24 protein-coding genes and 1 pseudogene are annotated in these 25,384 nt (G+C 70.4%); 15 read left to right on the forward strand and 10 right to left on the reverse strand.

What is annotated here, in order from left to right; translation table 11 throughout:
• The coding region (locus A5655_RS29010) for a hypothetical protein (protein WP_231999262.1) at positions 1–143 on the forward strand (143 nt) is incomplete at its 5' end.
• Between the two features lie 139 nt (positions 144–282).
• Here A5655_RS29010 and A5655_RS23990 read toward each other — a convergent pair.
• The 3 genes and pseudogenes from A5655_RS23990 to A5655_RS24000 all read right to left on the reverse strand — a co-directional run.
• Positions 283–792, reverse strand: a pseudogene (locus tag A5655_RS23990) (PE family protein); the annotation flags it as partial.
• A 119-nt stretch (positions 793–911) separates the two neighbouring features.
• Entirely contained in the window at positions 912–2,015 is a 1,104-nt protein-coding gene (gene otsB, locus A5655_RS23995; RefSeq protein ID WP_067014587.1) for a trehalose-phosphatase, read from the reverse strand.
• A 12-nt stretch (positions 2,016–2,027) separates the two neighbouring features.
• Positions 2,028–3,350 carry a wax ester/triacylglycerol synthase domain-containing protein gene (locus A5655_RS24000; protein ID WP_067014589.1) on the reverse strand — a complete coding sequence of 441 codons (1,323 nt, stop codon included), beginning with the start codon at positions 3,348–3,350 and terminating at the stop codon, positions 2,028–2,030.
• A gap of 169 nt (positions 3,351–3,519) precedes the next feature.
• Between A5655_RS24000 and A5655_RS24005 the strand changes: the two genes are divergently transcribed.
• The 3 genes from A5655_RS24005 to A5655_RS24015 all read left to right on the forward strand — a co-directional run bounded on the left by A5655_RS24005 (position 3,520) and on the right by A5655_RS24015 (position 7,817).
• Positions 3,520–6,813 (forward strand): error-prone DNA polymerase, encoded by a 3,294-nt coding sequence (locus A5655_RS24005; protein WP_067014592.1) that lies wholly within the window; start codon positions 3,520–3,522, stop codon positions 6,811–6,813.
• A gap of 110 nt (positions 6,814–6,923) precedes the next feature.
• Positions 6,924–7,259: a hypothetical protein gene (locus A5655_RS24010; protein WP_067014593.1), complete on the forward strand. Its 336-nt coding sequence runs from the start codon at positions 6,924–6,926 to the stop codon at positions 7,257–7,259.
• 210 nt (positions 7,260–7,469) lie between these two features.
• Positions 7,470–7,817, forward strand: coding sequence for a hypothetical protein (locus A5655_RS24015; protein WP_067014595.1), 348 nt, complete (start codon positions 7,470–7,472; stop codon positions 7,815–7,817).
• A 12-nt stretch (positions 7,818–7,829) separates the two neighbouring features.
• On the opposite strand, the gene A5655_RS24020 is transcribed toward A5655_RS24015, so the two are convergent.
• Positions 7,830–8,240, reverse strand: a complete 411-nt coding sequence (locus tag A5655_RS24020) for a TIGR03667 family PPOX class F420-dependent oxidoreductase (protein WP_067014638.1) — start codon at positions 8,238–8,240, stop codon at positions 7,830–7,832.
• A 23-nt stretch (positions 8,241–8,263) separates the two neighbouring features.
• Here A5655_RS24020 and A5655_RS24025 point away from each other — a divergent pair, with 23 nt between their 5' ends.
• Positions 8,264–8,908 carry a nitroreductase family protein gene (locus A5655_RS24025; protein ID WP_067014597.1) on the forward strand — a complete coding sequence of 215 codons (645 nt, stop codon included), beginning with the start codon at positions 8,264–8,266 and terminating at the stop codon, positions 8,906–8,908.
• 1 nt (position 8,909) lies between these two features.
• Here the strand turns inward: A5655_RS24025 and A5655_RS24030 are convergent, their stop codons facing one another.
• Both A5655_RS24030 and A5655_RS24035 read right to left on the reverse strand, forming a co-directional pair.
• Positions 8,910–9,236: a YciI family protein gene (locus tag A5655_RS24030; RefSeq protein ID WP_067014599.1), complete on the reverse strand. Its 327-nt coding sequence runs from the start codon at positions 9,234–9,236 to the stop codon at positions 8,910–8,912.
• A 30-nt stretch (positions 9,237–9,266) separates the two neighbouring features.
• The gene (locus tag A5655_RS24035; protein ID WP_067014601.1) at positions 9,267–9,731 is read right to left on the reverse strand and encodes a tRNA (cytidine(34)-2'-O)-methyltransferase; all 465 of its coding nucleotides are present in this window, start codon (positions 9,729–9,731) and stop codon (positions 9,267–9,269) included.
• Between the two features lie 230 nt (positions 9,732–9,961).
• On the opposite strand from A5655_RS24035, the gene A5655_RS24040 reads away from it, so the two are divergent.
• From A5655_RS24040 to A5655_RS24060, 5 genes are read left to right on the forward strand one after another with little or no spacing between them, the layout of a single operon-like run.
• The gene (locus A5655_RS24040; RefSeq protein WP_067014604.1) at positions 9,962–12,781 is read left to right on the forward strand and encodes an ATP-binding protein; all 2,820 of its coding nucleotides are present in this window, start codon (positions 9,962–9,964) and stop codon (positions 12,779–12,781) included.
• A complete protein-coding gene (locus A5655_RS24045) occupies positions 12,778–13,182 on the forward strand; it encodes a serine protease inhibitor (protein WP_066939049.1) in 405 nt (134 codons plus the stop codon). The genes A5655_RS24040 and A5655_RS24045 overlap by 4 nt, the downstream gene beginning before the upstream one ends.
• A gap of 6 nt (positions 13,183–13,188) precedes the next feature.
• On the forward strand, positions 13,189–13,563 hold the full coding sequence (locus tag A5655_RS24050; protein ID WP_067014607.1) for a DUF742 domain-containing protein: 375 nt from the start codon (positions 13,189–13,191) through the stop codon (positions 13,561–13,563).
• On the forward strand, positions 13,544–14,128 hold the full coding sequence (locus A5655_RS24055; RefSeq protein ID WP_067014610.1) for an ATP/GTP-binding protein: 585 nt from the start codon (positions 13,544–13,546) through the stop codon (positions 14,126–14,128). The genes A5655_RS24050 and A5655_RS24055 overlap by 20 nt, the downstream gene beginning before the upstream one ends.
• Positions 14,129–14,136: 8 nt before the next feature.
• Positions 14,137–14,691, forward strand: a complete 555-nt coding sequence (locus tag A5655_RS24060) for a pentapeptide repeat-containing protein (RefSeq protein WP_067014614.1) — start codon at positions 14,137–14,139, stop codon at positions 14,689–14,691.
• Here A5655_RS24060 and A5655_RS24065 read toward each other — a convergent pair.
• The 3 genes from A5655_RS24065 to A5655_RS24075 are packed head-to-tail and all read right to left on the reverse strand — an operon-like array spanning position 14,688 to position 21,119.
• A complete protein-coding gene (locus A5655_RS24065) occupies positions 14,688–17,168 on the reverse strand; it encodes an ATP-binding cassette domain-containing protein (RefSeq protein WP_067014618.1) in 2,481 nt (826 codons plus the stop codon). The two genes, A5655_RS24060 and A5655_RS24065, sit on opposite strands and share 4 nt — an antisense overlap.
• Positions 17,168–19,861, reverse strand: a complete 2,694-nt coding sequence (locus A5655_RS24070) for an FHA domain-containing protein (RefSeq protein WP_067014621.1) — start codon at positions 19,859–19,861, stop codon at positions 17,168–17,170. Before A5655_RS24070 ends, A5655_RS24065 begins: the two co-directional genes overlap by 1 nt.
• A 49-nt stretch (positions 19,862–19,910) precedes the next feature.
• The gene (locus A5655_RS24075; protein WP_067014624.1) at positions 19,911–21,119 is read right to left on the reverse strand and encodes an NADH:flavin oxidoreductase; all 1,209 of its coding nucleotides are present in this window, start codon (positions 21,117–21,119) and stop codon (positions 19,911–19,913) included.
• A 39-nt stretch (positions 21,120–21,158) separates the two neighbouring features.
• Here A5655_RS24075 and A5655_RS24080 point away from each other — a divergent pair, with 39 nt between their 5' ends.
• Complete coding sequence (locus A5655_RS24080) at positions 21,159–22,001, forward strand: bifunctional methylenetetrahydrofolate dehydrogenase/methenyltetrahydrofolate cyclohydrolase (protein WP_067014627.1); 843 nt, start codon at positions 21,159–21,161, stop codon at positions 21,999–22,001.
• 2 nt (positions 22,002–22,003) lie between these two features.
• Positions 22,004–22,279, forward strand: a complete 276-nt coding sequence (locus A5655_RS24085) for a DUF3017 domain-containing protein (protein ID WP_369807245.1) — start codon at positions 22,004–22,006, stop codon at positions 22,277–22,279.
• Between the two features lie 4 nt (positions 22,280–22,283).
• On the opposite strand, the gene A5655_RS24090 is transcribed toward A5655_RS24085, so the two are convergent.
• The gene (locus A5655_RS24090) at positions 22,284–22,751 is read right to left on the reverse strand and encodes a DUF732 domain-containing protein (protein WP_067014629.1); all 468 of its coding nucleotides are present in this window, start codon (positions 22,749–22,751) and stop codon (positions 22,284–22,286) included.
• A gap of 257 nt (positions 22,752–23,008) precedes the next feature.
• Here A5655_RS24090 and A5655_RS24095 point away from each other — a divergent pair, with 257 nt between their 5' ends.
• The 3 genes from A5655_RS24095 to A5655_RS24105 form a co-directional block, all read left to right on the forward strand.
• Entirely contained in the window at positions 23,009–24,448 is a 1,440-nt protein-coding gene (locus A5655_RS24095) for an FAD-dependent oxidoreductase (protein ID WP_067014632.1), read from the forward strand.
• Positions 24,448–24,828 carry a VOC family protein gene (locus A5655_RS24100; RefSeq protein WP_067014635.1) on the forward strand — a complete coding sequence of 127 codons (381 nt, stop codon included), beginning with the start codon at positions 24,448–24,450 and terminating at the stop codon, positions 24,826–24,828. Before A5655_RS24095 ends, A5655_RS24100 begins: the two co-directional genes overlap by 1 nt.
• A 147-nt stretch (positions 24,829–24,975) precedes the next feature.
• A partial coding sequence (locus tag A5655_RS24105; protein WP_156765016.1) for a DUF222 domain-containing protein occupies positions 24,976–25,384 on the forward strand: 409 nt, incomplete at its 3' end.

Genomic DNA, 25,384 nt, shown 5'->3' on the forward strand with positions numbered 1-25,384 from the left:
CGCTGACGGTGGTGTACCAGGCGTGGACGTATTGGGTGTTCCGGCAGCGGATCTCGTCCGAGCGGATACCCCCGCCCCCGGCGCGCCGGCCAGGAAGCCGTTGCCACCCGCGCCGCCGGCCCCGCCGCTGCCGCCGGGAGTGATGGCGTCACCCGCCGCGCCGGCGGCGCCGGTCCCGCCGGCCCCGCCGTTGCCCCACAGCCAGGCGCGCCCGCCCGCCCCGCCGGCGCCGCCGCTGGCGCCGGTGGTGGTGGCGCTGCCGCCGTTGCCGCCGTTGCCGCCGCTGCCGATCAACCCGGCGGCTCCGCCGTTACCGCCGTTGAGCCCGGAGCCCGCCGGCTCCGAAAAGCCGTTGCCCCCATTGCCGTACAGCAGCCCACCGGCCTGGCCGTTCGGGCTGGCCGCCGTCCCGTCGGCGCCGTTCCCGATCAGCGGGCGTCCGAGGAGCGTCTGGGTGGGTGCGTTGATCGCGCCCAGCGCGTCCTGCTCAAGGGTCTGCAACGGCGAGGCGCTGGCGGCCTCGGTCGCGGCATAAGAGAGGCCGGCGCCGTTCAGCAGGTCTACGAATTGGTCGTGAAACGCCGAGACCTGCGCGCTGAACGCCTGATACGCATCGCCGTACCCGCCGAACAACGCCGAAATCGCCGCCGACACCTCGTCGGCGGCGGCCGCCTGGATTTGGGAAGTGGGGGCCAGGGCCGCGGCGTTCGCCCCGCTGAGCGACGACTTGATTCCCGCCAGGTCCGTCGCAGCTCTCGCCATCAGGTCCGGCGACGCGATCACAAAAGACATATCCGACCTCCTGAGTCGGCGGGAAGCTTAGCGGCGCTCCGTACCGCATGACGGCATATTGCCATTTTCTCAACGGACTCGCAGGGGATAACGGAGGTTCAATGACCAAGGGTCATTGGCTAATTCACTCGAGCGTCGCTCAGCCGCCGCGCCAGCCGATCGGTGAACTCGGCGGCCTGCGCCGGGGTGTCCAGCGCGAATCGTGCTGCGGTGGTGCGGTCGCCGTCCTCGTTGTGGCGCACCAGGATTGGGACTCCGTCGTCGCTGATGGCGTCGAACGCGTCCTCGTCGGTGATGTCGTCGCCCAGATAGACCGGCACCAGGGGCGCGGAGCCGCCCAGGTGCTCGAGCACCCAGCGCAGGGTCTTGCCCTTGTCCCAGTCCATGTCGGGGCGCAGCTCGATGACCTCGCGGCCGGTGGTCACCCGCAGCGCGTCGCGCTGACCCGCCGCGCGCACCGCCGCGGTGACCTCGCCGACGCGATCGCGGGCCGCGTTGCGGTAGTGCACGGCGACCCCGAACCGCTTGTGCTCCACCGCAATTCCGGGAATCGAACCCAGCCGGTCGCGTAGTTCGGCGGCCGCCTCCTCGAGCACCGGGACGGCCGCCGCGGCGTTCTCGTTTTCGTGATGTGTCCCGTCGGGCGCGGTCAGCTCGAAACCGTGGCTGCCGGCATACCAGATTCCGGGCACGCCCAGGCGCTTTGTCACGTCGGCGAGGTCGCGCCCGGACAGCACCGCGACCGGGCACTGCGCGGCCAGGTTCCGCAGCGCCTCGACGGCGCCGGGGACCGGCGTCGCGGCGCCCGGGTCGTTGACGATGTCGGACAGCGTGCCGTCGAAGTCGTAGAACACGGCCGGCCCGCGCTCGGCCAGGGCGCCCAGGGCCTCCAGCGCGTCCGGCAGCTCCGACATCCGGCGGTCCCCGGTGCGCACGGCGATCTGGCCGAGGTCCTCGACGACCGCGTCGCCGTCACCCGCGGGGTCGACGCCGATGACCAACGCGAATCCGCGCTCGCGCGCTACCAGGACGACCGCGGGGTCGCTGGCGATGACCACGCTGCGGCCCGGCCGCACCGCGTCACTCGAGGGCTCATCAGTCGACGAGAAGACGCCGGTGCCGACGCCGGCGTCGCGCAGTCGCCCCGCCAGTTCCTCCGTGGCGCCCAAGGCGACGTCGAACAGCACCGCGTCATGACGGCGCGGATCGATGGTGACCGGCATCCACCAACTTTCTCACGGCGTCGACGGCCGTGCCCGTTGCGCCTGGCTGGGATGCCTGCGGGCCGCGCGCCTGCGCCGACGGTCCTTGCTGAACAGCAAGACGGAGTCCTGGCTCAGCGCCACCAGCCGCGCCACGCCCAGTTCGATTCCGGCGGCCAGCCGCTTGACGTCGGCGTCGGCGTCGTATTCGCCGGTGATGCCGAACACCACCTCGTCGCCGTAGCTGAGCACGCCGACCCCGGTGCTCAGCCGCAGGCCGGTCGGGGGAATCGGCAGGAAGCGCTCCAGCGTCCGGCCCATCAGCCGCAGCCGGTGGCGAGGACCGGGCGCGTTGGTCGCCAAGGTCACGATCGCGCGCTGCGGCAGCCGCGCCAGCAGCTGTAACACGTTGCCGCGCAACATCGTTGGCAGAAGGTTGATCGCCGAGCCCACGAGGTCGCCGAGGCCGGGCTCGTCGGTTTGCCCGGCCTTGCATTGGTGCTGCACGGCCCGCAGCAGCTGCAGGGGGTCCTCGTGCTCGACGGGCAGATACGGCAGCATGGCCGAACGCATCGGCGTCGGCGCCAGGGTGCGCAGCGAGTCGGCCCGCGGTTGCTCGCCGCGGCCCAGCAGGACGGTCCGGAAACCCTCGGTGATCGCCGCGAGCGCAACGTCGTTCACGCTCACCCCGAATTTGCGGCAGATGCGGTCGACGTCGGCGCGCGGCACTCGCACGGTGCCGTACTTGCGCATGGTGGTGACGGCGCCGACCGCGGGCCGGGCCGGCGGCCACATCGCCCCGACGAGAGTGTCCGCCAGCCCGGCGGCCCGCCCCAGGGCGTCGGCCCAGCCGCGCTTCGGATCCTGCGGCGCCGCGGCCGCTTTCGCGCCGGCGTGGTTGGCGAACGTGTCGCGATCGGCGTCGTCGCAGAGTCGGGTGAGCAGGTGGGCGGCGGAGTGGCCGTCGGCCAGCCAGTGGTGCACCTTCATCAGGATCGCCCACCGATTGCCCTTCAGGCCCTCGATGACCCAGCATTCCCATAGCGGACGGTCCAGGTCGAGGGGACGTTCGAGGGCATGGGCGATGGCCCGGGACAATTCGGCGTCATCGCCCGGTCGCCGGACCGCCACCCGGTGCACGTGATGGGCGAAATCGAGGCCCGGGCAGTCGATCCACTCGAAGCTCTCGGTCTGCAGCAACTGCGTGCATCGCGGTATCGACGGAAGCCGTTCCGCCAGCAGCTCTTTCAGCAGTTCGTCGCCGGGTGCGGCGCCGTCGACGATGGCCACCGCCCCGATCGCCAGGCTCGCATGCTGATCGGGGAACGCCGTGTCCAGTGCCTTCACCTGCGCCATGCTCAGTCCCCGCCGTCGATTTTTTGCACCCGTACCAGTATCCGGTGCGGCGCCCCGTGCGCGGTAGCACCGCAGCGTTAAGACCTTGTTTAGGAGTTGAAGATCCGTTTAACAACCGTTGTCATAAGCCGGGGTTAAATCGAACATATATTCGAGTAGACTCGGCGACGTGGGCTGGTTCAACGGACCGCCGAGCTGGGCGGAAATGGAGCGGGTGCTCGACGGCAAGCCGCGCCACGCCGGCGCGCCGGCGGACGCCCCGGAGGACGCCCCGCTGTCGCGCAAGCGCGGGACGTACCGGCCGCCCGACGACACCCGGCCGGCCCGCTCGTCCGTTCCGTACGCCGAGCTGCACGCGCATTCGGCGTTCAGCTTCCTCGACGGCGCCAGCACCCCCGAGGAGATGGTGGAGGAGGCGGCCCGGCTGGGCCTGCGCGCCCTGGCGCTCACCGACCACGACGGCCTGTACGGGGCGGTGCGGTTCGCCGAGGCGGCCGCCGAACTCGAGCTGAACACCGTCTTCGGCGCCGAACTCTCGCTGGGGCCGGGCGCGCGCACGGAGACGCCGGATCCGCCCGGCCCGCACCTGCTGGTCCTGGCCCGCGGCCCGGAGGGGTACCGGCGGCTGTCGCGGCAGTTGGCCGCGGCGCACCTGGCCGGCGGGGAGAAGGGCAAGCCGCGCTACGACATCGACGCGCTGACCGAGGCCGCCGGCGGGCACTGGCACATCCTGACCGGCTGCCGTAAAGGCCATGTGCGCCAAGCGCTTTCCGACGCGGGACCGGAGGCCGCGGAGCGGGCGCTGGCCAGCCTGGTGGACCGGTTCGGCGCGCACCGGGTCAGTGTCGAGCTGACCTGGCACGGTCATCCGCTCGACGACGAACGCAATGCGGCGCTGGCCGGGATCGCGCCGCGCTTCGGCGTCGGGGTCGTCGCCACCACCGGGGCGCACTTCGCCCATCCGTCGCGCGGCCGGCTGGCCATGGCGATGGGCGCCATCCGGGCCCGGGAGTCCCTGGATTCGGCCGCGGGTTGGCTGGCCCCGCTGGGCGGCTCGCACCTGCGCTCCGGCGAGGAGATGGCCCGGCTGTTCGGGCACGTGCCTTTTGGGGGCCCTGACGCGGTGACCGCCGCCGCCGAACTCGGCGAGCAGTGCGCGTTCGGGCTGGCGCTCATCGCGCCGCAGCTGCCGCCGTTCGACGTGCCCGACGGGCACACCGAGGACAGCTGGCTGCGGCACCTGACCATGGCGGGCGCTCGCGAGCGCTACGGGCTCCCGGAATCAGCGCCGCGCGCCTACGCCCAGATCGAGCACGAGCTGAAAGTCATTGCACACCTGACGTTTCCGGGATACTTCCTGGTGGTGCACGACATCGCGCGGTTCTGCCGGGAAAACGACATCCTGTGTCAGGGCAGGGGATCGGCGGCCAATTCGGCGGTCTGCTATGCCCTGGGCGTCACCGCGGTCGATCCGGTGGCCAACGAGCTGCTGTTCGAGCGCTTCCTGTCGCCGGCCCGCGACGGGCCGCCCGACATCGACATGGACATCGAATCGGACCAGCGCGAGAAGGTCATCCAGTACGTCTACGACAAATACGGCCGCGACTACGCCGCCCAGGTCGCCAACGTCATCACCTACCGGGGCCGGATCGCGGTGCGCGACATGGCCCGCGCCCTGGGGTTCTCACAGGGGCAGCAGGACGCGTGGAGCAAGCAGATCAGCCACTGGAACGGGCTCGCCGACTCACCCGATATCGAGGACATCCCGCCGCAGGTGATCGACCTGGCCAACCAGATCCGGAACCTGCCGCGGCACATGGGCATCCACTCCGGCGGCATGGTGATCTGCGACCGCCCCATCGCCGACGTGTGCCCGGTGGAGTGGGCGCGCATGGAGAACCGCAGCGTCCTGCAGTGGGACAAGGACGACTGCGCGGCAATCGGTTTGGTGAAGTTCGACCTGCTCGGGCTGGGCATGCTCTCGGCGCTGCACTACGCCATCGACCTGGTGGCCGAGCACAAGGGCATCCGAGTGGACCTGGCCCGCCTCGACCTGTCCGAACCGGCGGTGTACGAGATGCTGTGCCGCGCCGATTCCGTCGGCGTGTTCCAGGTGGAGTCGCGCGCGCAGATGGCCACCCTGCCCAGGCTGCGGCCGCGGGTGTTCTACGACCTGGTGGTGGAGGTCGCGCTGATCCGCCCCGGGCCCATCCAGGGCGGGTCGGTGCACCCCTACATCCGGCGGCGCAACGGCGTCGACCCGGTCGTCTACGACCACCCGTCCATGGAGTCCGCGCTGCGAAAGACGCTGGGGGTGCCGCTTTTTCAGGAACAGCTGATGCAGCTCGCCGTCGACTGCGCCGGCTTTTCCGCCGCCGAGGCCGACCAGCTGCGCCGCGCCATGGGCTCCAAGCGCTCGACCGAACGGATGCGACGGCTGCGCGGCCGGTTCTACGACGGCATGCGCGAACTGCACGGCGCCCCCGACGCCGTGATCGACCGGACCTACGAAAAGCTGGAGGCGTTCGCCAATTTCGGCTTCCCCGAAAGCCACGCGCTGTCCTTCGCGTCGCTGGTGTTCTACTCGTCGTGGTTCAAGCTGCACCACCCGGCGGCGTTCTGCGCGGCGCTGCTGCGCGCGCAGCCGATGGGCTTCTACTCGCCGCAGTCGCTGGTGGCCGACGCGCGCCGGCACGGCGTGACGGTGCACGGCCCGGACGTCAACGCCAGCCTGGCCCACGCCACCCTCGAGAACGAGGGGACCCAGGTGCGGCTCGGCCTCGGCGCCGTCCGCCACATCGGCGACGACCTCGCCGAGCGGCTGGTCGACGAGCGAAAGGCCAACGGCCCGTTCGCATCCCTGCTTGACCTGACCACCCGGCTGCAGCTGTCCGTGCCGCAGACCGAGGCGCTGGCCACGGCCGGGGCGCTGGGTTGCTTCGGCATGTCCCGGCGCGAGGGGCTGTGGGCGGCCGGGGCCGCCGCCACCCAACGCCCAGACCGGCTGCCCGGGGTGGGGTCGTCGTCGCACATCCCGGCGCTGCCGGGGATGAGCGAGCTGGAGCTGGCCGCCGCCGACGTGTGGGCCACCGGCATCTCCCCGGACAGCTACCCGACCCAGTTCCTGCGCGAGGACCTCGACGCGATGGGCGTGGTGCCCGCCGATGCGCTGCTTTCCGTTCCCGACGGCGACCGCGTGCTGATCGCCGGCGCGGTGACCCATCGGCAACGGCCCGGGACCGCCCAGGGGGTGACGTTCCTCAACCTCGAGGACGAGACCGGGATGGTCAACGTGCTCTGCACGCCGGGGGTGTGGGCGCGACACCGCAAGCTGGCCAACACCGCACCGGCGCTGCTGGTCCGCGGACAGGTTCAAAACGCCAGCGGCGCAGTCACCGTCGTCGCCGAGCGGCTGGGCCGCATCACCCTCGCGGTGGGGTCCAAGTCCCGCGACTTCCGCTAAAAATCCGTAAAACTGTCGCGTTACTGCCGGCAAACGAGTTGACATTGCAAATCCGCCGCGTCATAAACTGTCGAAATCGGGTCGATAGCTATTCGAAAAGACGGTTGGGCATGAAGTTCAAGCTCGTTCGCCACAGCGCCGCGATATTGGGTTGTGCTGCGGCGCTTGTTCTTTCACCTGCGGTGGCCAGCGCCGATCCCCCGGACCCGCACCAGCCGGACCTGACGAAGGGCTACTGTCCGGGTGGGCGATGGGGTTTCGGCGATTTGGCCGTGTGCGACGGTGAGAAGTATCCCGACGGGTCGTTTTGGCACCAGTGGATGAATACCTATTATCTCGGCCCTCAGTTCCGGTACGACTGCGTCGGCGGCGACGAACCTCTCCCCGGCCCGCCACCGCCCGGTGGCTGCAGCGGGGCGATTCCGCCCGGCGGGCCGCCGCCCTGATCTCGGGGGTCAGCCGGCCCTCCTGCGATGAACGTGCACTGGCGGCGAGGTTTTGGCGAAATTTTCGCCGTGAGCGCACGTTCGGCGAGGGTAAGCGGGGTGTCGCCGCTTTTGTGCGGAAAGGTACATGGCAAATCCGGCGCGTCGTAAGCTATTCGAAGGGATCGCTTGGAATCGGCTGTATTGATTCAATGTGTCAAGGGAGTCGAAATGAAGTTCAAGCTCGTTCGCCACAGCGCCGCGATATTGGGTTGTGCTGCGGCGCTTGTTCTTTCACCCGCGGTGGCCAGCGCCGATCCGCCCGACCCGCACCAGCCGGACATGACGAAGGGTTTCTGCCCGGGTGGGCGATGGGGTTACGGCAATTTGGCCGTGTGCGACGGCGAGAAGTATCCCGACGGGTCGTTTTGGCACCAGTGGATGAAAACCTGGATCGTCGGCCCGCAATTCTATTACGACTGCGTCGGCGGCGACGAACCCCTTCCGGGCCCGCCACCGCCCGGTGGCTGCGGTGGGGCGATCCCGCCCGACGGGCCGCCGCCGCCTCCGCCCCCGTAGCCGGCCCCGGGCTCAGCCCGTCGGCGTCGTCCACACCTTCGTCGGCGTGATCTTCAGCCGGGTGCTGTAGGCGCCAAGCGAGTCGGTCAGGCCGAAGCTCGCCGCCGCCTCGCGGTACTTCGCCCAGTACGGCTCGTCCTCGCGGCCGTCGACACCGGTGGCGTCCACCGCCGCGGTGCCACCGATGACGATGATGCCGCCGCCGTTGCCGTCGGAATCCAGGTTCAGGCTCACCTCGGGGTGCGCCTTGATATGGGCGACCTTGGCGGCCTGCGGCGTGGTGTACACCGTCAGCTCGGCGCCGTCGAAGTAGAACCAGATCAGCCGCGGCACCGGTTGCCCGGACTTCGCCACGGTGGTCAGCCAGCCGTATTGATCGGATGTCAGCCTGTCGGAAACCTCTTGTGTCAGTTCGACGCTCATGAGCCCGAATGTAGTCTCCACTCATGACCCTCAACCTGTCCGTCGACGAAGTCCTCACCACCACCCGCTCGGTTCGCAAGCGGCTCGACTTCGACAAGCCGGTCGGCCGCGAGGTGCTGATGGAATGCCTGGACCTGGCGCTGCAGGCGCCCACCGGCTCCAACTCGCAGGGCTGGCAATGGGTGTTCGTCGAGGACGCCGACAAGAAGAAGGCGATCGGCGACATCTACCTGGCCAACGCCCGCGGCTACCTCGCCGCGCCGGGGGCGCAGTACGCCGAGGGCGACACCCGCGGCGAGCGGATGGGCAAGGTCCGCGATTCGGCGACCTATCTCGCCGAGCACATGCACGAGGCGCCGGTCCTGATGATCCCCTGCATCGAGGGCCGCGAGGACCAGACGCCGCTGGGCGGCGTCTCGTTCTGGGCGTCGCTGTTTCCGGCGGTGTGGAGCTTCTGCCTGGCGCTGCGGTCGCGGGGCCTGGGCTCCTGCTGGACGACGCTGCACCTGCTACGCGACGGCGAAAAGCAGGCCGCCGAGGTGCTCGGCATCCCGTACGAGAAATTCAGCCAGGGCGGGCTGTTCCCGATCGCCTACACCAAGGGCACCGACTTTCAGCGGGCCAAGCGGCTGCCCGCCGAGCAGCTCACCCACTGGAACGCCTGGTAGGTCAGGTCGCCAGCGGCCAGACCTCGACGACGCCGTGGGCGACCGCGCACGGGGTTTGGCTCACCCGCTCGATCGCCGCGTCGAGGTCCTCGGCCTCCAGGACCGCGAACCCGGCGATCGGCAGCGCCGACTGCAGGTACGGCCCGGGCTCGGCCCGCACGCCCGAGCCCTCTGGATTGCGCACCCGAACGGGGTGTCCGGCGATTCCGACGAGCGCCCCCGCCGCGCGCAGGGCGTCGTCGCGCTCGTGCGCGGCCGCTTTGCATTCGTCGCTCACGCGGTCGTACCCCGCCGCGTCCCCGTATCCGATCGTGATGAAGGTAGCCATATCAATGCCGACTCGCGCGCGGCCCGGAACTCATCGCGCCCCGGCGTACCCGTTCTGCCGCCAGGCTTCGTAGACGGCGATCGCGGCCGCGTTGGACAGGTTCAGCGAGCGGCGGCCCGCCAGCATGGGGATGCGCACCTGCCGGGTGACGTGCGGGTCGGCGAGGGTCGCCGCGTCCAGCCCGTCGGGTTCCGGCCCGAACATCAACACGTCCCCGGCCTGGTAGTCGACGTCGGCGAACGAGGTGGTCGCGTGCGCGGTGAAGGCGACCACCCGCGCCGGCGCCAGGGCGTCCCACGCGGCCGACAGCGACGCGTGCACGGTGACCGACGCGAGGTCGTGATAATCCAGGCCGGCCCGCCGCAGCTTCGGCTCGGACAGGTCGAAGCCCAGCGGCTCGACCAGGTGCAGTTCGGCGCCGGTGGCGGCCGCCGTCCGGATCGCGTTCCCCGTGTTGGGAGCGATGCGCGGGGTGACGAACAACAGCCGGAACATTGTTTGCCAGACTTGCACACCGGCGCGCAGCCCAACCTTGGAGGGCTCTGCCTACTCAGTAGGAATTGTGGAGACCTCGGCCGCAGGCTGTCATACTCGTCGGATTGCCAGGTGTTATCGCTGGCGCCGACTGCGTGGGGTAGGCGGAATTAAGCAGGAAGTCTCATGAGCCTCTCGTTTCACCGAGCGCTGAGAATCAGCGCAGCGGCCCGTCGCGCGGCCGCCCGGACATGACCATGTTCACCCGCCCGGCCCACGCGGCCGAGGCGGTCACGCCGGAATACACGCAAGCCGACGGGCCGCGGGCCAAACGCCCGCCGGCCTGGTCGCTGGGCAACTGGCCCGTCCGCTACAAAGTCCTCGCCATCGTGCTGGTACCGCTGCTTTTGGCGACGGCGTTCGGGGGGCTGCGCGTCAGGGACGCGATGGCCAACTCGCGCGGCCTGAACCTGGCCGCCGCCCGCACCGACGTGCTGCCGGCGATCACCAAGTACATGTCGGCGCTGGACGTCGCGCTGCTGGCCAGCTCGACCGGACGCGACGTCGAGGGGGCCAAGAAGAACTACGAGGCGCGCAAGTACGAGCTGCAGCAGCGCCTGGCGGACACCGACGTCACCCCCGACGTGCGGTCCGGGGTGAGCACGTTGCTGAACGGCGGCGCGGGGCTGCTGGACAAGGTGGCCGACAACGCCATCGGTTTGCGGGACCGGGTCACCACGTACGCCCCGCTCCTGCTGACGGCCGAGGACGTGATCAACGCGTCGGTGCGCGTCGGCAACGAGCGGATCCGCGCCGAGGCGCAGGCGCTCAGCCGGGCCGTCGGCGCCCGCGGGCAGATGACGATGCAGCAAATCCTGGTGACCCGGGGCGCCGACCTTCCCGAGCCGCAGCTGCGGACCTCGATGATCACCCTGGCCGGCACCGAGCCGTCGACGCTGTTCGGCATGAGCGAGGTGCTCGGCGCCGGGTCGCCCGAAGCCAAGACGCTGCAGCAGCAGATGGTGACCCGGATGGCGATCATGTCGGATCCGGCCAGCGTGCTCGTCGACAACCCGGACCTGCTGCGCTCGATCCAGACCACCGACGGGATCGCCGAGCAGGTCATCAACGACGCCACCGCGTCGGTGACCAAGTCCGTGCACGCCGAGGCCACCGACCGCCGCAACGCCGCGATCGTCGACACCGCGCTGGTGCTGGCCGTCATCGTGGTCGCCCTGCTCGTCGTGTTGCTGGTGGCGCGCGCGCTGGTGCGCCCGCTGCGCGTGCTGCGGGACGGCGCCCTCAGGGTCGCGCACACCGACCTGGAGGAGGAGGTGGCCCGCGTCAAAGCCGGTGGCGCCGAACCGATCCCGCAGCCGCTGCCGGTCTACACCACCGAGGAGATCGGTCAGGTGGCCCACGCGGTCGACGAGCTGCACACCCAGGCCCTGCTGCTGGCCGGTGACGAGGCGCGGCTGCGCCTGCTGGTCAACGACATGTTCGAGACCATGTCGCGGCGCAACCGTTCCCTGGTCGACCAGCAGCTGATGCTGATCGACCGGCTGGAGCGCAACGAGGAGGATCCCGAGCGCCTGGACAACCTGTTCCGGCTGGATCATCTGGCCGCCCGGCTGCGGCGCAACAGCGCCAACCTGCTGGTGCTCGCGGGCGCGCAGCTGGCCCGCGACCAGCGCGACCCGGTGCCGCTGTCGACGGTGATCAACGCCGCGGTGTCCGAGGTCGAGGACTACCGCCGGGTCGAGCTGTCCGCCCTGCCGGACTGCGCGCTGGTCGGCGGGGCGGCGGGCGGGGTGATTCACCTGTTCGCCGAGCTGATCGACAACGCCCTGCGCTACTCACCGCCGACGACGACCGTCCGGATCTCCGGGGGACGCGGCGGCGACGGGGGCGTGATGCTGCGGATCTCCGACTCCGGCCTGGGCATGAACGACGCCGATCGGCGCATCGCCAACATGCGGCTGCGGTCGGGCAGCGACGTCACCCCCGACAACGCCCGCCACATGGGGCTTTTCGTGGTGGGCCGGATCGCCGCCCGGCATGGCATCCGGGTGGGTCTGCGCGGTCCGGCGGGCAGCGAGGCGGGCGCCGGCACCACCGCCGAGGTCTACCTGCCGCCCACGGTGCTGGCCGGTTCGGCGGCGTCGCAGGGACGGCCGGGGTCGGTGTCGTCGCCGAGCACCAAGCTCGCCAACGCCATGGCGACGACAGACCCCGCGGGCGGGCCGGCCGCGCAGCGCGACGTGGCGGAGCCCGCAAACCAGAACGGCGCCGAGATACCGTCGGTCACGCTGTTGCCGCGCCGCAACCCCGGGTCCAGCGGCATCACCGAAGTCCCCGAGGTCCCCGAGGTCCCCGAGGTTCCCGCGCCGGCCGAGCAGCTGCCCCGGCGGCAACCGCGCGAGCTCGCCACCCCGTGGTGGGAGGGCGGCCAGCCGGAGCCGGAGCCACAGCCGGAGCCGGAGCCTCAGCGACCGCGGCCGGAGCCGGAGCCGCAGCGCAGGCCGGCCAAGCCCGCGGCGGTGTCGGACACGTCGGCGTTCTTCGCCGCGCGGGCCCAGGCCGCCTCGACTCCGCCGGAAGCCCCGGCGCCGATCCCGAGCATCCCGAAGGCCCCGCCGGCCGCGAAGGCCCCGGAGGCGCCGGCCGATGACGACGTCATCTACCGTCGGATGCTGTCGGAGATGCTGGGCGACCCGCACGACCTGGTCAACAGCCCGGACCTGGACTGGCAGTCGGTGTGGGACCGGGGCTGGTCGTTGGCCGCCGCGGCCGAGGACAAGCCGGTCGAGGCGCAAACCGAGCACGGGCTGCCGGTCCGCGAGCCCGGGGCCCGGCTGGTGCCCGGCGCCGCGAACGGGACGGGCACGACGGAAGAGGGCCGGCCGGACGACGACCAGGGATCCCTGGTGGGATCCAACGGCCTGGCGCGGCACTCCGCCGCCGGGCGCGACCCCGAGGCGGTGCGGGCGTCGTTCAGCAGCCACTTCGGGGGCGTGCGCTCCGGACGGTCGCACGCCCGCGAGACGAGTGAAGGATCTGATCAGGAATGACGTCCGCCGACAATTCGCTGGACTGGCTGGTGACGAAGTTCGCCCGCGAGGTCCCCGGCGTCGCGCACGCGTTGCTCGTGTCGGTCGACGGGCTGCCGGTCGCCGCCAGCGAACACCTCCCGCGCGAACGCGCCGATCAGCTGGCCGCGGTCGCCTCCGGCCTGGCCAGCCTCGCCACCGGCGCCGCGCAGCTGTTCGAGGGCGGCCAGGTGCTGCAGTCGGTGGTCGAGATGTCCAACGGCTACCTGTTGCTGATGCGGGTCGGCGACGGCTCGCATCTGGCCACGCTGGCCGTGTCGTCCTGCGACATCGGCCAGATCGGTTACGAGATGGCCATCCTTGTCGAACGGGTGGGCGGCGTGGTTCAGTCCACCCGCCGGTCCGCAGAGCAGTACCAGTGAGCCGCGATGGACAGACGCGATCGCTGGCCGGCCTCCCGTGAGGCGAACCTGGTCCGTCCGTACACCCTGACGTCCGGGCGGACCGGCACCAACGTCGACCTTCCGCTGGAAGCGCCGATACAGACGTTGGACGCGGGCCTGGCTCACCGGTGGCCACCGAACGATGCGAGAGGCAAGATCATCCAACTGTGCGTGCACAGCCCGTCGGTCGCGGAGATCTCGGCCCGGCTGGATTTACCGGTCGGCGTCGCGCGCGTCCTGGTCGGCGATCTGGTGCTGTCCGGCTACCTTCGGGTGCATAGGACGTTGACCGAGCGTTCCACCCGCGACGAGCGCCACGAACTCATAGGAAGGACCCTGCGTGGCTTACGAGCACTCTGACGCTCACCCTTCCAGCCCGCACGCTTCGACGAAGATCGTGATCGCGGGCGGCTTCGGGGTCGGCAAGACCACGTTTGTCGGGGCGGTTTCGGAGATCATGCCGCTGCGCACCGAGGCCATGCTCACCGACGCGTCGGAGGGCGTCGACATGCTCGAGGCCACCCCGGACAAGAAGACCACTACGGTCGCAATGGATTTCGGCCGGATCACGCTGGACGAGGAGCTGGTGCTCTACCTCTTCGGAACCCCCGGTCAGCGGCGGTTCTGGTTCATGTGGGACGACCTGGTGCGCGGCGCTATCGGAGCGGTCGTCCTCGTCGACTGCCGCCGGCTGCAGGACAGCTTCGCCGCGGTCGACTTCTTCGAGCACCGCAAGCTGCCGTTCCTCATCGCGGTCAACGAATTCGATGGCGCGCCACGCTATCCCGTCGAGGCGGTGCGCGAGGCGCTGACCCTGCCGCGGCACATCCCGGTGATCGCCGTCGACGCCCGGGACCGGCGCTCGGCGACCGACGCGCTGATCGCCGTCAGCGAGTACGCGCTGGAAACCCTGGCCGCGAGCTGATCCCGCTTTTGGAGCACTGGGTCGACCGCGAATTCACCGGCGCCGATTTCCGCGACGAAGACCTCAGCCGGCTGCGCACCGAACGGGTGGTGTTCAGCGACTGCGACTTCGGCGGCGTCAACCTGGCCGAGTCCGACCACCGCGGGTCGGCGTTTCGCAACTGCAGGTTCGAGCGAACCTTGTTGTGGCACAGCACCTTTGCGCAGTGCAGCATGCTGGGCTCGGTGTTTGTGGGATGCCGGATGCGCCCGATGACGTTCGACGAGGTCGACTTCACGCTCGCGGTGCTCGGCGGCAACGACCTTCGCGGCGTCGACCTGTCCGGCTGCCGGCTGCGGGAGGCCAGCCTGGTGGAGACCGACTTGCGCAAGGCGGTGCTGCGCGGCGCCGACCTGTCCGGCGCGCGGACGACGGGCGCCCGGCTCGACGACGCCGACCTGCGCGGCGCGATCGCGGACGCCGCGTTGTGGCGCACCGCCTCGCTGTCGGGCGCCCGCGTGGACGTCCCGCAGGCGATGGCGTTCGCGCTGGCGCACGGCTTGCGGCTCGACGCAAATGCTTAGCGCCTGAGCCGGATCCGCCACCGCACGATCGCCGAATAGACCACCGACAGCGCGACCAGCATCCCCATGTCGAGCAGCCACGCGCCGCGCGTGTGCGACCAGTGGCCGTCCTGTGGCAGGAGCGAACCGGGCACCAGCGCCCGCAGGTCGACCGTCGACGCCGACGCCGCGTAGCCCCAGCGTGAGGGCACCAACCAGGACAACTGGTCGAGAAGGATCCGCCCGGTCACCGGCACCATCCCGCCGCCGAGCACCAGCTGCAGCATCAGCGATACCACCAGCAGCGGCATGACCTGCTCGTTGGAGCGCGCCAGCGCCGACAGCACCAACCCCAGCACCGCCGAGGCCACACACGTCGCCGCCACCGTGACGAACAGCTCGAGGCTCGGGTTGCCCAGCAGCACCGGCGGCCGGGTGGGCGCGCCCTTGCCCAGCAGCACGATGCCCGTCGCGATCGCCGCCTGCGCGACCGCGAACGCGCAGAACACCGTGAGCTTGGCGCCCAGGTAGGCGCCCGTCGACAGGCCCACCGCCTGCTCGCGCCGGAGGATGGCGCGCTCGCCGATCAGGTCGCGGATCGTCAGCGCCGTCCCCATGAAGACGGCGGCGATGGACAGCAGGGTCAGGATCTGCGCCGACTCGTCGGGCGTCCCGCTGGTCGGTGGGGCGACGCCGAACCCGGTGTTCCCCGGGACGGTCAGCGACAGCGCGCCCATGACGAAGGGCAGCAGCGCCAGGAACGTGAAATAGGCACGGTCGGACACGACCAGCCGGACCTGGCGCCGCGCGATCGTGGAGAACTGGTGCCGCACGCTGGTGCGGGCCTGGGTGCCGAGGTCGGCCGGCGCCGACTCGACCGGCGGCGGGGGTTTGTGCCAGCCTTCCGTTCGAGCCAGGAACCGGCGGTTCGCCTCGTCGGGATCGGCGCCCACCTTCGCGAAGATCTGGGCCCAGTTGGTGGTGCCCATGGCGCCACCGATCTGGCCGGGCGCGCCCAGGAAGGCCGTCTTGCCGCCCGGCGCCATCAGCAGCACCTGGTCGCAGACGTCGAGGTAGGTCAGCGAGTGGGTGACCACCAGCACCACGCGCCCGGCGTCGGCGAGCTGGCGCAGCATCGTCATCACCTGCAGGTCCAGGGCGGGGTCCAGGCCCGAGGTCGGCTCGTCGAGGATCAGCAGCGACGGCCCGGTGAGCAGTTCCAGCGCCACCGAGGCGCGCTTACGCTGGCCGCCCGACAGCTTGTCGACGCGGGTGTCGGCGTGCTTGGTCAGCCCGAGTTCGTCGAGCACCTGGGCCACCACCTGCTGGCGGTCGGCCTTGCTGGTGTCCGGGGGCAGCCGGAGTTCGGCGGCGTAGCCGAGGGCCTGGTTGACGGTCAGCTGGCGGTGCACGACGTCGTCCTGGGGGACCATGCCGATCCGGGTGCGCAGCGACGCGTACTCGGTGTGGATGTCGTGGCCCTCGAACGTCACCGAGCCGGAGGTCGGGGTGGCGTAGCCGGCGATCAGCCGCGACAGCGTGGTCTTGCCGGCGCCCGAACCGCCGATGATGGCGGTCAGGGTGCCGGGCCTGGCGGTCACCGAGACCCGTTCCAGCAGGTTCTTCCCTTCGACGGCGAAGTTGACCTCGCGCACCTCCAGGCCGCCCGACCGCGCCGCCACCTCGTTGCGGCGCACCAGCATGCCGCCGCTGAACACCAGGTCGACGTTGCCGATCGTGACGACGTCGCCCTCGGTGAGGACCGCGGACCCGACCCTGATCCCGTTGACGAAGGTGCCGTTGATGCTGTGCGCGTCGCGGATCTGGGTGCCCACCGGCGTCGCGGTCAAAAACGCGTGGTGGCGCGACGCCAGCACGTCGTGCACGACGATGTCGTTGTCGAGCGAGCGGCCGATCCAGGCGGCGCCGGTGACCGGCCCCTCGAGCTTGCCGGACCCCAGGGCCCGGACCCTGGTGGTCGGGAACTCGGCGATCTCGCCGCTCACGCCGATCTGCGTGGGCGGGTTCTCGTCATGCGTCGGTGCGGTCGGCGGGACGATCGGGATGGCGGTGGTGCGCTGCACCTCGTCGGGCCGTCGCGGGGGCGGCGGCCGCACCGGCATCGGGCCGCTGGGCGGTGCGATCGTCGGGACCGTCTCGGTCGGCGGCAGCGACCCGACGCTGCCGTGGTGATGGCCGACCTCGAACGTGATCCGCGGCCCGTCGGGCTTGCCGATGTTGATGGCCTGGCCGTCGTGGATGTCGACGGTCGGCACCCGCCGGCCGTCGAGGAAGACCCCGTTGAGCGAGTTGTTGTCCACCGCGACCCATCGGCCGCCCTGGAAGCGCAGCAGCAGGTGCGCCCGCGCGATCAGCGGGTGCGCCACGCGCAGGTCGGCGCGCAGGTCGCTGCCGACGACCACGTCGCGACCCGGCGCGAAATTACCTTCGGATCGCTGGGACCGCACCGTCAGCACTGGCTGCGCGGGCTGACCCATCAGCGCTTGCGCCGGTTCCTTGCCAGACCGCGACGGCCCGAGGAGTGCGCCTTCAGCCGGATCTTCCACCACACGATGGTGCTGTAGGCCACGCACAACGACACCAGCATCGCGATGTCGAACAGCCACGCGCTCGCCTTGTGGTCGAAGTGCTGGTCCTTCGGGTCGGTCGGGCCGACGACCAGCCGGTGGGTGTCGATCGTGGACGCCGCGGACGCGTAGCCCCACCGGGCCGGCGTCAGCCAGGACAGCTGGTCGAGGACGGGCCGGTTGGTCACCCAGATCAACCCGCCGCAGAACACCAGCTGCGACATGATGGCGACCACCAGGAACGGCATGATCTGGTCCTGGGACTTCGCGATCGACGACAGGGCCATGCCGAGCAGCGCCGACGCCACGCACGTCAGGGCGACGTCGACGAACAGTTCGAGGCTGGAGTTGCCCAGGAGCACGGCGCCGGAGAGCGGCTGGCCCCAGCCGATCACCGAGATCGCGGTCGCGATGCCCGCCTGGAAGATCGCGAACACGCTGAACACCGCGATCTTGGCGGCCAGGTACGACGCGGTCGACAGGCCGACGGCCTGCTCGCGCTTGAAGATGGGCCGCTCGCCGACGAGGTCGCGGATGGTCAGCGCGGTGCCCATGAACACGGCGCCGACGGTGAGCATGACCAGGATCTGGTCGGCCTGGTTGGGCGAGTTGCTCATCGGGTCGCCCATGCCGTATCCGGTCTTGCCGCGCACGGTGAGGGTGAGGATGCCGATGAGGAACGGCAGCAGCGCCAGGAACACCGTGTAGCCGCGGTCGGAGATCACCAGCCGCACCTGGCGGCGCGCCACCGTGGAGAACTGGCGCAGGACGTCGGTGTGCACCGGTTCGCCCAGGTCTCCCGGGCTGGCCTCGGACGGCGCCTGCATCTCCGGCGGCCGGTTTTCGGCGAGGAAGCGGCGGTTGGCCTCGTCGGGGTCGGCGCCCACCTTCGCGAAGATGTCGGCCCAGTTGGTGGTGCCCATCGCCGCGCCGATCTGGCTCGTCGGGCCCAGGAACGCCGTCTTGCCGCCGGGCGCCAGCAGCAGTATCTGATCGCAGACGTCGAGGTAGGCCACCGAGTGGGTGACGACCAGGACCACGCGACCGGCGTCGGCGAGCTGACGCAGCATCATCATCACCTGACGGTCCAGCGCCGGGTCCAGCCCGGACGTGGGCTCGTCGAGGATCAGCAGCGACGGCCCGGTGAGCAGCTCGAGCGCGACGGACGCGCGTTTGCGCTGGCCGCCGGAGAGCTTGTCGACGCGGGTGTCGGCGTGCTTGGTCAGCTCGAGCTCCTCGAGGACCTGCGCGACGACCTGTTCCCGGTCGGCCTTGCTGGTGTCGGGCGGCAGCCGAAGCTCGGCGGCGTAGCCCAGGGCCTGGTTGACGGTCAGCTGGCGGTGCACGACGTCGTCCTGCGGGACCATCCCGATCCTGCTGCGCATGGACGCGTACTCGGCGTGGATGTTGTGGCCCTCGAACGTCACCGAGCCGGAGGTGGGGGTGGTGTACCCGGCGATGAGGCGCGACAGCGTGGTCTTGCCGGCGCCGGACCCGCCGATGATCGCGGTCAGCGTCCCCGGGCGCGCGGTCAGCGAGATGTGGTCGAGCAGCTGCTTTCCGTGCTCGACCTCGAAGCCGACGGAATTCACCTCCAGGCCGCCGGTGCGCGTCGCCGCTTCCGTGCGGCGGACCAGGGTGTCGCGGGTGAAGACGAGGTCGACGTTTCCGATCGTGACCACGTCGCCCTCGGTCAGGATCGCGGACCCGACCCGCACACCGTTGACGAACGTGCCGTTGACGCTGTGCGCGTCCCGGATCTCGGTGCCGAGCGGTGTCTGGGTCAGGAACGCGTGGTGGCGCGACGCCAGCACATCCTGGATGACGATGTCGTTGTCGGTGGAACGGCCGATCGTGACCGCGTCGGACGACTTCGGCATCGCCCCGGAACGCGACGGCAGCAACGCCTGGAACATCTTGGTCGCCAGGTTCGCCACCTCGGGCGGCTTGGTGAGGTTGGCCGACATCTGGGTTTCCGGTGCCGCCGGCACCGACCCCACGGCGGACATCTGCGGGTGCGGCTGGAAATTGGGTGGCGGCGGCGCGCTGGCCGGATACGGCGGGCGTCCGCCACCGCCTCCGGGATACATGGGCGGGCCGGGCGGTGGGGGCGCGCCGACCTGGGGGCGCCGCGCCGCCTGCGCGGCCCAGTTCGGTTGCCGGCCCGGGGGTCCGGGCGGCGCGGCGGGCGGGGCGGCGACGGGCGGGCCCGGTTGGCCGGACCACGCCGCGCCCGGCTGGGCCACCGGGATGCCCATCGACTCGGTGCGCGGCGGGCGCCCGGCCAGGCCTTGGTGGCGCCCCACCTCGAAGGTCAGCTGCGGCCCGTCGGGATTGCCGATGTTGACGCTCTGGCCGTCGTGGATGTCGACCACCGGCACCCGGCGGCCGTTGACGAAAGTCCCGTTGAGCGAACCGTTGTCGATCGCCAGCCACCGCCCCTGGTCGAACCGCAGCAACAGATGCGCGCGTGAAATGAGCGGGTGCGTGATGCGCATGTCGGCCCGCAGATCGCGCCCGACCACCACGTCGTGGCCCGCCGCGAAGGTGCGCTCCGAACCGTCATGGCGAACGGTCAGCGCTGGCGGGGCTGGTGCACTCATCGCCACAACTGTAGCGGGTGCGCCTGTTTTCACCCCGTGGGCTGAGCGGTCAGCGGGCTAACGCGTCCGGCGCGCCGGTGACCACGCAGCGGGTGCGGGTGTAGATCGTGGGCATGCACCGATTGCAGTGCGTGCAGGCCGAATGCACGCTGTGCGCGGCGCCGTCGGCGGCGATCCGATTGATCAGGTCGGGCTCGGCCAGCAGCGCCCGGCCCATCGCGACGAAATCGAATCCCTCCGCCATCGCCATGTCCATCGTTTCCCGGTTGGTGATCCCGCCGAGCAGGATCAGCGGCATCGTGAGTTCGGCGCGGAACAGCTTGGCGTCGCGCAATAAATAGGCCTCGCGGTAGGGGTACTCGCGGAGGAACTTCTTGCCCGTCATCCGCATGCCCCAGCGCAGCGGGGGCTTGAATGCGCCGGCGAATTCCTTGACCGGCGCGTCGCCGTGGAACAGGTACATCGGGTTGACCAGCGAACTGCCGGCGGTGAGCTCGATCGCGTCCAGCCCGCCGTCGTCCTGCAGCCACTTCGCGGTGATCAGCGATTCCTTCGTGCTGATGCCGCCGCGCACCCCGTCGGACATGTTGAGCTTGGCGGTGACCGCGATCGGCGTGCCCTCCTTGTCCACCGCGCGCCGCACGGCCATGACTATCCCGCGGGCGACCTTGGCCCGGTTCTCCAGCGATCCGCCGAATTCGTCGTTGCGGCGGTTGATCAGCGGGGACAGGAACGCGCTCGCCAGATAGTTGTGGCCCAAATGGATTTCGACCGCGTCGAAGCCGGCTTCGATGGCGAGCCGGACCGCGTTGACGTGCCCTTCGATGACGTGGTCGATGTCGTCGCGGGTGGCCTTCTTGGCGAAGCGCATCCCGATCGGGTTGAAGAATCGCACCGGCGCCAGGGCCTTGGCCTTGTTTGTCTTGGCGTTGGCGACCGGACCGGCGTGCCCGATCTGCGCGCTCACCGCGGCGCCTTCGGCGTGGATCGCGTCGGTGAGGCGCCGGAACCCGGGCACCGCCTCGGGGCGCATCCAGATCCCGTTGCCCTCGGTGCGGCCGCCGGGGGACACCGCGCAGTAGGCGACGGTCGTCATCCCGACCCCGCCGGCCGCGGGCAGGCGGTGGTACTCGATCAGGTCGTCGCTCACCAGGGCGTTGGGCGTGCGCGCCTCGAACGTGGCGGACTTGATAGTGCGGTTGCGCAGCGTGACGGGCCCCAGCTTGGCCGGGCTGAGCACGTCTGGAGGGGTGGACATGCGAGGAGCCTAATCGCACGTCGTGCCAGACTGTCAGGCGTGGGCGCAATCACGCTGGACGGCAAGGCCACCCGGGACGAGATCTTCGTCGACCTCACGCAACGAGTCGCCGCACTGACCGCCGCGGGCCGCACGCCCGGACTCGGCACCATCCTGGTCGGCGACGACCCCGGGTCGCAGGCCTACGTGCGCGGCAAGCACGCCGACTGCGCCAAGGTCGGCATCACGTCGATCCGCCGCGACCTGCCCGCCGACATCAGCACCGCCCAGCTCAACGAGACCATCGACGAGCTGAACGCCAACCCGGAGTGCACCGGCTACATCGTGCAGTTGCCCTTGCCCAAGCATCTCGACGAGAACGCGGCGCTCGAGCGCGTCGACCCCGAGAAGGACGCCGACGGGCTGCACCCGACGAACCTGGGCCGCCTGGTGCTGAACAAGTCCGCGCCGCTGCCGTGCACGCCGCGCGGCATCGTGCACCTGTTGCGGCGCTACGACGTCGAGATCGCCGGCGCCCACGTCGTGGTCATCGGCCGCGGTGTGACGGTCGGCCGCCCGCTTGGCCTGCTGCTGACCCGCCGCTCCGAGAACGCCACGGTGACGTTGTGCCACACCGGAACTCGTGACCTGCCCGCGCTGACCAGGCAGGCCGACATCATCGTCGCCGCCGTCGGGGTACCGCACCTGCTGACCGCCGAGATGGTGCGTCCCGGCGCCGCAGTGCTCGACGTCGGCGTCAGCCGGGTGGACGGCAAGCTCGCCGGCGACGTGCATCCCGATGTGTGGGAGGTGGCCGGGTATGTGTCACCGAATCCCGGTGGAATCGGGCCGCTCACCCGCGCGTTCCTGCTGACGAACGTGGTCGAGTTGGCCGGGGGATAAGCGTGCGTGCGACCCTGCGGGCCCAGTGGCCGATCCTGTTGGTCGAGCTGATCTTCGCCGCCGCATTTGTGTTGGCGGCGGCCAACTTCTGGCGTCGCGGCGCTCTGCTGATCGGCATCGGGGTCGGCGTTGCGGCGGTACTGCGGTTGGTGTTGTCCGACGAGCGGGCCGGCCTGCTGGTCGTCCGCAGCCGGGGCATCGACTTCCTGACCACCGCGACGGTCGCCGCGGCGATGGTCTATATCGCGTCGACCATCGACCCGCTGGGAACGCGCTAGCTCCCTAAGCGCCCGGCATTCCGGGGATTTGGCGGATGCCGGGGATGCCTCCGGCCAGCCCGGGCAGGCCCCCGGGAATTCCGGCGGCCGGGTTGCCGCTGGCGATGTTGGCCATCTCCTGCGGGCAGTACGACTGAATGGCGATGGTGGTGAACAGCTTCGCCATCTGGGGCGACAGCCCGCGGTGGCTGACGGTGGCGGCGGCGGCGGCGAAGTTCCCGCCCGGCTGGGCGAGCATCGGGCAGATGGACTCGCCGACGGACATCGCGTTGCCGGGCTCGCCGAAGTCGATGCCGGCGTGATTGAGCGCGTCGATGAAGGCGTCGTCGGCCCCGGCGTCGGCTTCGGCCGGGGCGGCGAAGGCGGCGGCGGCGGTGAGCAGGGCGGCGGCCCCGGCCAGCAGGCGGATGCTCAGCGGCTGGTGACGAAACAGCCAGATCCAACGTTGCGTCTCCGCTGTGAGTGCTTTCATGCCAGCCTCCCGTGTCTCGCCGGGTGCTCTGATTGCACTCCAGTCACGCTAGGAACTCTGATCTATTTCTGTCACGTTTACAACACGGTGCGATAAAGGTTTGCACAATAAGCGTTTCGTGAGGGGATCGCTCGCACGATGTCGATTATTGGGCCGGCACGTGCCGTCAAGGGCGCCGGCGGATCGAGGCCACACTGTGACCTGACACTCGGGCGGAGGCCGGATTTTCAGTAGCCGTTTGGACCAGAATCCGGCCCATGACGACGAATCAGACGGGCATCTCGCGTCAGACGTTCCTTCGCGGTGCCGGAATGCTGGCCACCGCGGCGGTGTTCGGCAGCGCGCGCGCCGCCGCGGACCCGGCCACCGGCTGGGGTGGCCTGGCCTCCTCCATCGGTGGCAACGTCTTGCTGCCGGCCAGCGGCGCGCAATTCTCCACGGGCAAACAGGTTTTCAATTCGCTGTACAACAATTCCAATCCGGCGGCGGTTATCAGGGTGTCGTCGCAGTCCGACGTGCAGAAGGCGGTCGCGTTCGCGACGGCGAACGGGCTCAAGATCGCCCCGCGCGGGGGCGGGCACTCGTACATCGGCGCGTCGAGTTCTGCCGGCACGATGGTCATCGACCTGCGCGGGCTGCCCGGCGGGGTGAACCTCGACGGCGCCGGCAACGCCACCGTGACGCCGGCGACCACGCTGTACGCGGTGCACCAAGGGCTGGCAGGCGCCGGGCGCGCCATCCCCACCGCCACCTACCCGACCGTCGGGATCGGGGGGCTGGCCCTGGGCGGCGGGGTGGGCGCCGATTGCCGCCACGCCGGCCTGACCTGCGATGCGCTGCAGTCGGCGACGGTGGTGTTGCCCAGCGGCGACGTCGTCACCGCGTCGGCCAACGATCATCCGGACCTGTTCTGGGCGCTGCGCGGTGGTGGCGGCGGCAATTTCGGTGTCACGACGTCGATGACGTTCGCCACCTTCGCGACCGCCGACAGCGATGTGGTCCGGCTCGACTTCCCGCCGGCCTCCGCGGTGCAGGTGCTCGCCGGCTGGCAGTCGTGGCTGAGCGCCGCGGATCGAAACACCTGGGGGATAGTCGATCTCGCGATCGGGAGCCAGCCGAACTGCCACGTGTTGGCCACCTGCCCCGCGGGCGCCGGCTCCGGTGTGGTCGACGCCATCAAGTCCGCGGTCGGGGTGGCACCGACCGCCGTCGTGAACAAGACGCTCGGCCACATGGACCTGGTGACCTATCTCGCCGGCGGCAGCTCGACGGCCTCGCCCGTGGGGTTCGTGGCCGGATCCGACGTCCTCTCGACGATGAATTCCGCTGCGGCGCATGCCGTTGCGACGGCGATCGGGCAGTGGCCCGCCTCCGGCGGCAAGGCGTCGGTGCTCATCGACCCGCTGGACGGCGCCGTCGGCGACGTGCCGGCGGGGAACACGGCCTTCCCGTGGCGCCAGCAGTCCGTGCTGTTGCAGTGGTACGTCGAGCCCGCCGCCAACCAGGTGGCCGCCGCCCAGCAGTGGCTGAGTTCCGCGCATCAAGCGGTGCAACAGTTTTCGGTCGGCGGCTATGTCAACTACCTGGAGACCAACAGCTCGCCGTCGCGCTATTTCGGCTCGAACCTGTCGCAGCTGTCGACGGTTCGGCAGAAGTACGACCCGAACCGCGCGATGTATTCAGGGCTGAACATCTGATGGGCGAACTCGCGCGCGTGCGCTACCTCGTCGACGACGTGAAGGCGGCCGTCGACTTCTACACGACCCACTTCGGATTCAGCGTCGACTTGGACGCCGCGCCGGCCTTCGCCGCCGTCGTGCGCGGCCCCCTGCAGCTGCTGCTGGCCGGGCCCAAGAGCTCCGCGGCGCGATCGATGCCCGACGGCGCCACGCCGGAGCCCGGCGGCTGGAACCGCATACAGCTTGTCGTCGAAGACATCTCGGCCGAAGTCGAGCCCCTGCGCGCCGCCGGCGTGAGTTTCCGCAACGACATCATCAGCGGCCCGGGCGGTCAGCAGGTCCTGCTGCGGGATCCCTCCGGCAACCTCGTGGAACTGTTCCAGCCCGCGCCCCGCTGAAAAACAACTCGGGCCACTTCCGTTTCACCGGCCCCACTGGGCGCCGAGTGTTGCATCACGCACACAATTTGAAAGAACTTGCGCCACTTTGGTTTCAGGCGTCCCAGGGCGGCCGTTTTTGTCGGTGGGTCCGGTTAGTTTCGGGGCATGGCAGGTGGTGGTGTTGATCGGGAGGCGCTCTCGGCGGCTCTTGACGAAATGGACGCCGCCTTCGCCAAGGTGGCGGAGTTTGACTGTGAATCCTTGACCACGCGCGAGCACCTTGCCTTGTTGGAACGCTTCGAACGCTGGCGCCGACGCATCCCGGCCTTCGAACACCCGGTGATCAATGCCGTGGCCCGCCAGGCCACCCCCGAGGAGTTGGGCGGCAAGCTCTCGCATGCGATCGCCGAGGCGACGTTGATCACCCGCGCCGAGGCGTCGCGGCGCATCAAGGAGGCCGCCGATCTGGGTCCGCGCCACGGCCTGACCGGTGAGCGGTTGGCGCCGGTGTTGGCCGCGACGGCCGCGGCCCAACGCGACGGCACCCTGGGCACCGGCCAGGTCGCGGTGATCA

Origin of the sequence: Mycobacterium sp. 1081908.1 (genome assembly GCF_001673535.1) — a bacterium.
GTDB lineage: Bacteria > Actinomycetota > Actinomycetes > Mycobacteriales > Mycobacteriaceae > Mycobacterium.

Coding starts and splice junctions, on each gene's coding strand:
- otsB (WP_067014587.1), bottom strand. CDS start 2,015: ATGCCGGTCACCATCGATCCGCGCCGTCATGACGCGGTGCTGTTCGAC.
- A5655_RS24025 (WP_067014597.1), top strand. CDS start 8,264: ATGACCCTCAACCTGTCCGTCGACGAAGTCCTCACCACCACCCGCTCG.
- A5655_RS24020 (WP_067014638.1), bottom strand. CDS start 8,240: ATGAGCGTCGAACTGACACAAGAGGTTTCCGACAGGCTGACATCCGAT.
- A5655_RS24065 (WP_067014618.1), bottom strand. CDS start 17,168: ATGGGTCAGCCCGCGCAGCCAGTGCTGACGGTGCGGTCCCAGCGATCC.
- A5655_RS24070 (WP_067014621.1), bottom strand. CDS start 19,861: ATGAGTGCACCAGCCCCGCCAGCGCTGACCGTTCGCCATGACGGTTCG.
- A5655_RS24100 (WP_067014635.1), top strand. CDS start 24,448: ATGGGCGAACTCGCGCGCGTGCGCTACCTCGTCGACGACGTGAAGGCG.
- A5655_RS24010 (WP_067014593.1), top strand. CDS start 6,924: ATGAAGTTCAAGCTCGTTCGCCACAGCGCCGCGATATTGGGTTGTGCT.
- A5655_RS24000 (WP_067014589.1), bottom strand. CDS start 3,350: ATGGCGCAGGTGAAGGCACTGGACACGGCGTTCCCCGATCAGCATGCG.
- A5655_RS24075 (WP_067014624.1), bottom strand. CDS start 21,119: ATGTCCACCCCTCCAGACGTGCTCAGCCCGGCCAAGCTGGGGCCCGTC.
- A5655_RS24095 (WP_067014632.1), top strand. CDS start 23,009: ATGACGACGAATCAGACGGGCATCTCGCGTCAGACGTTCCTTCGCGGT.
- A5655_RS24015 (WP_067014595.1), top strand. CDS start 7,470: ATGAAGTTCAAGCTCGTTCGCCACAGCGCCGCGATATTGGGTTGTGCT.
- A5655_RS24040 (WP_067014604.1), top strand. CDS start 9,962: ATGACCATGTTCACCCGCCCGGCCCACGCGGCCGAGGCGGTCACGCCG.
- A5655_RS24045 (WP_066939049.1), top strand. CDS start 12,778: ATGACGTCCGCCGACAATTCGCTGGACTGGCTGGTGACGAAGTTCGCC.
- A5655_RS24035 (WP_067014601.1), bottom strand. CDS start 9,731: ATGTTCCGGCTGTTGTTCGTCACCCCGCGCATCGCTCCCAACACGGGG.
- A5655_RS24090 (WP_067014629.1), bottom strand. CDS start 22,751: ATGAAAGCACTCACAGCGGAGACGCAACGTTGGATCTGGCTGTTTCGT.
- A5655_RS24030 (WP_067014599.1), bottom strand. CDS start 9,236: ATGGCTACCTTCATCACGATCGGATACGGGGACGCGGCGGGGTACGAC.
- A5655_RS24050 (WP_067014607.1), top strand. CDS start 13,189: ATGGACAGACGCGATCGCTGGCCGGCCTCCCGTGAGGCGAACCTGGTC.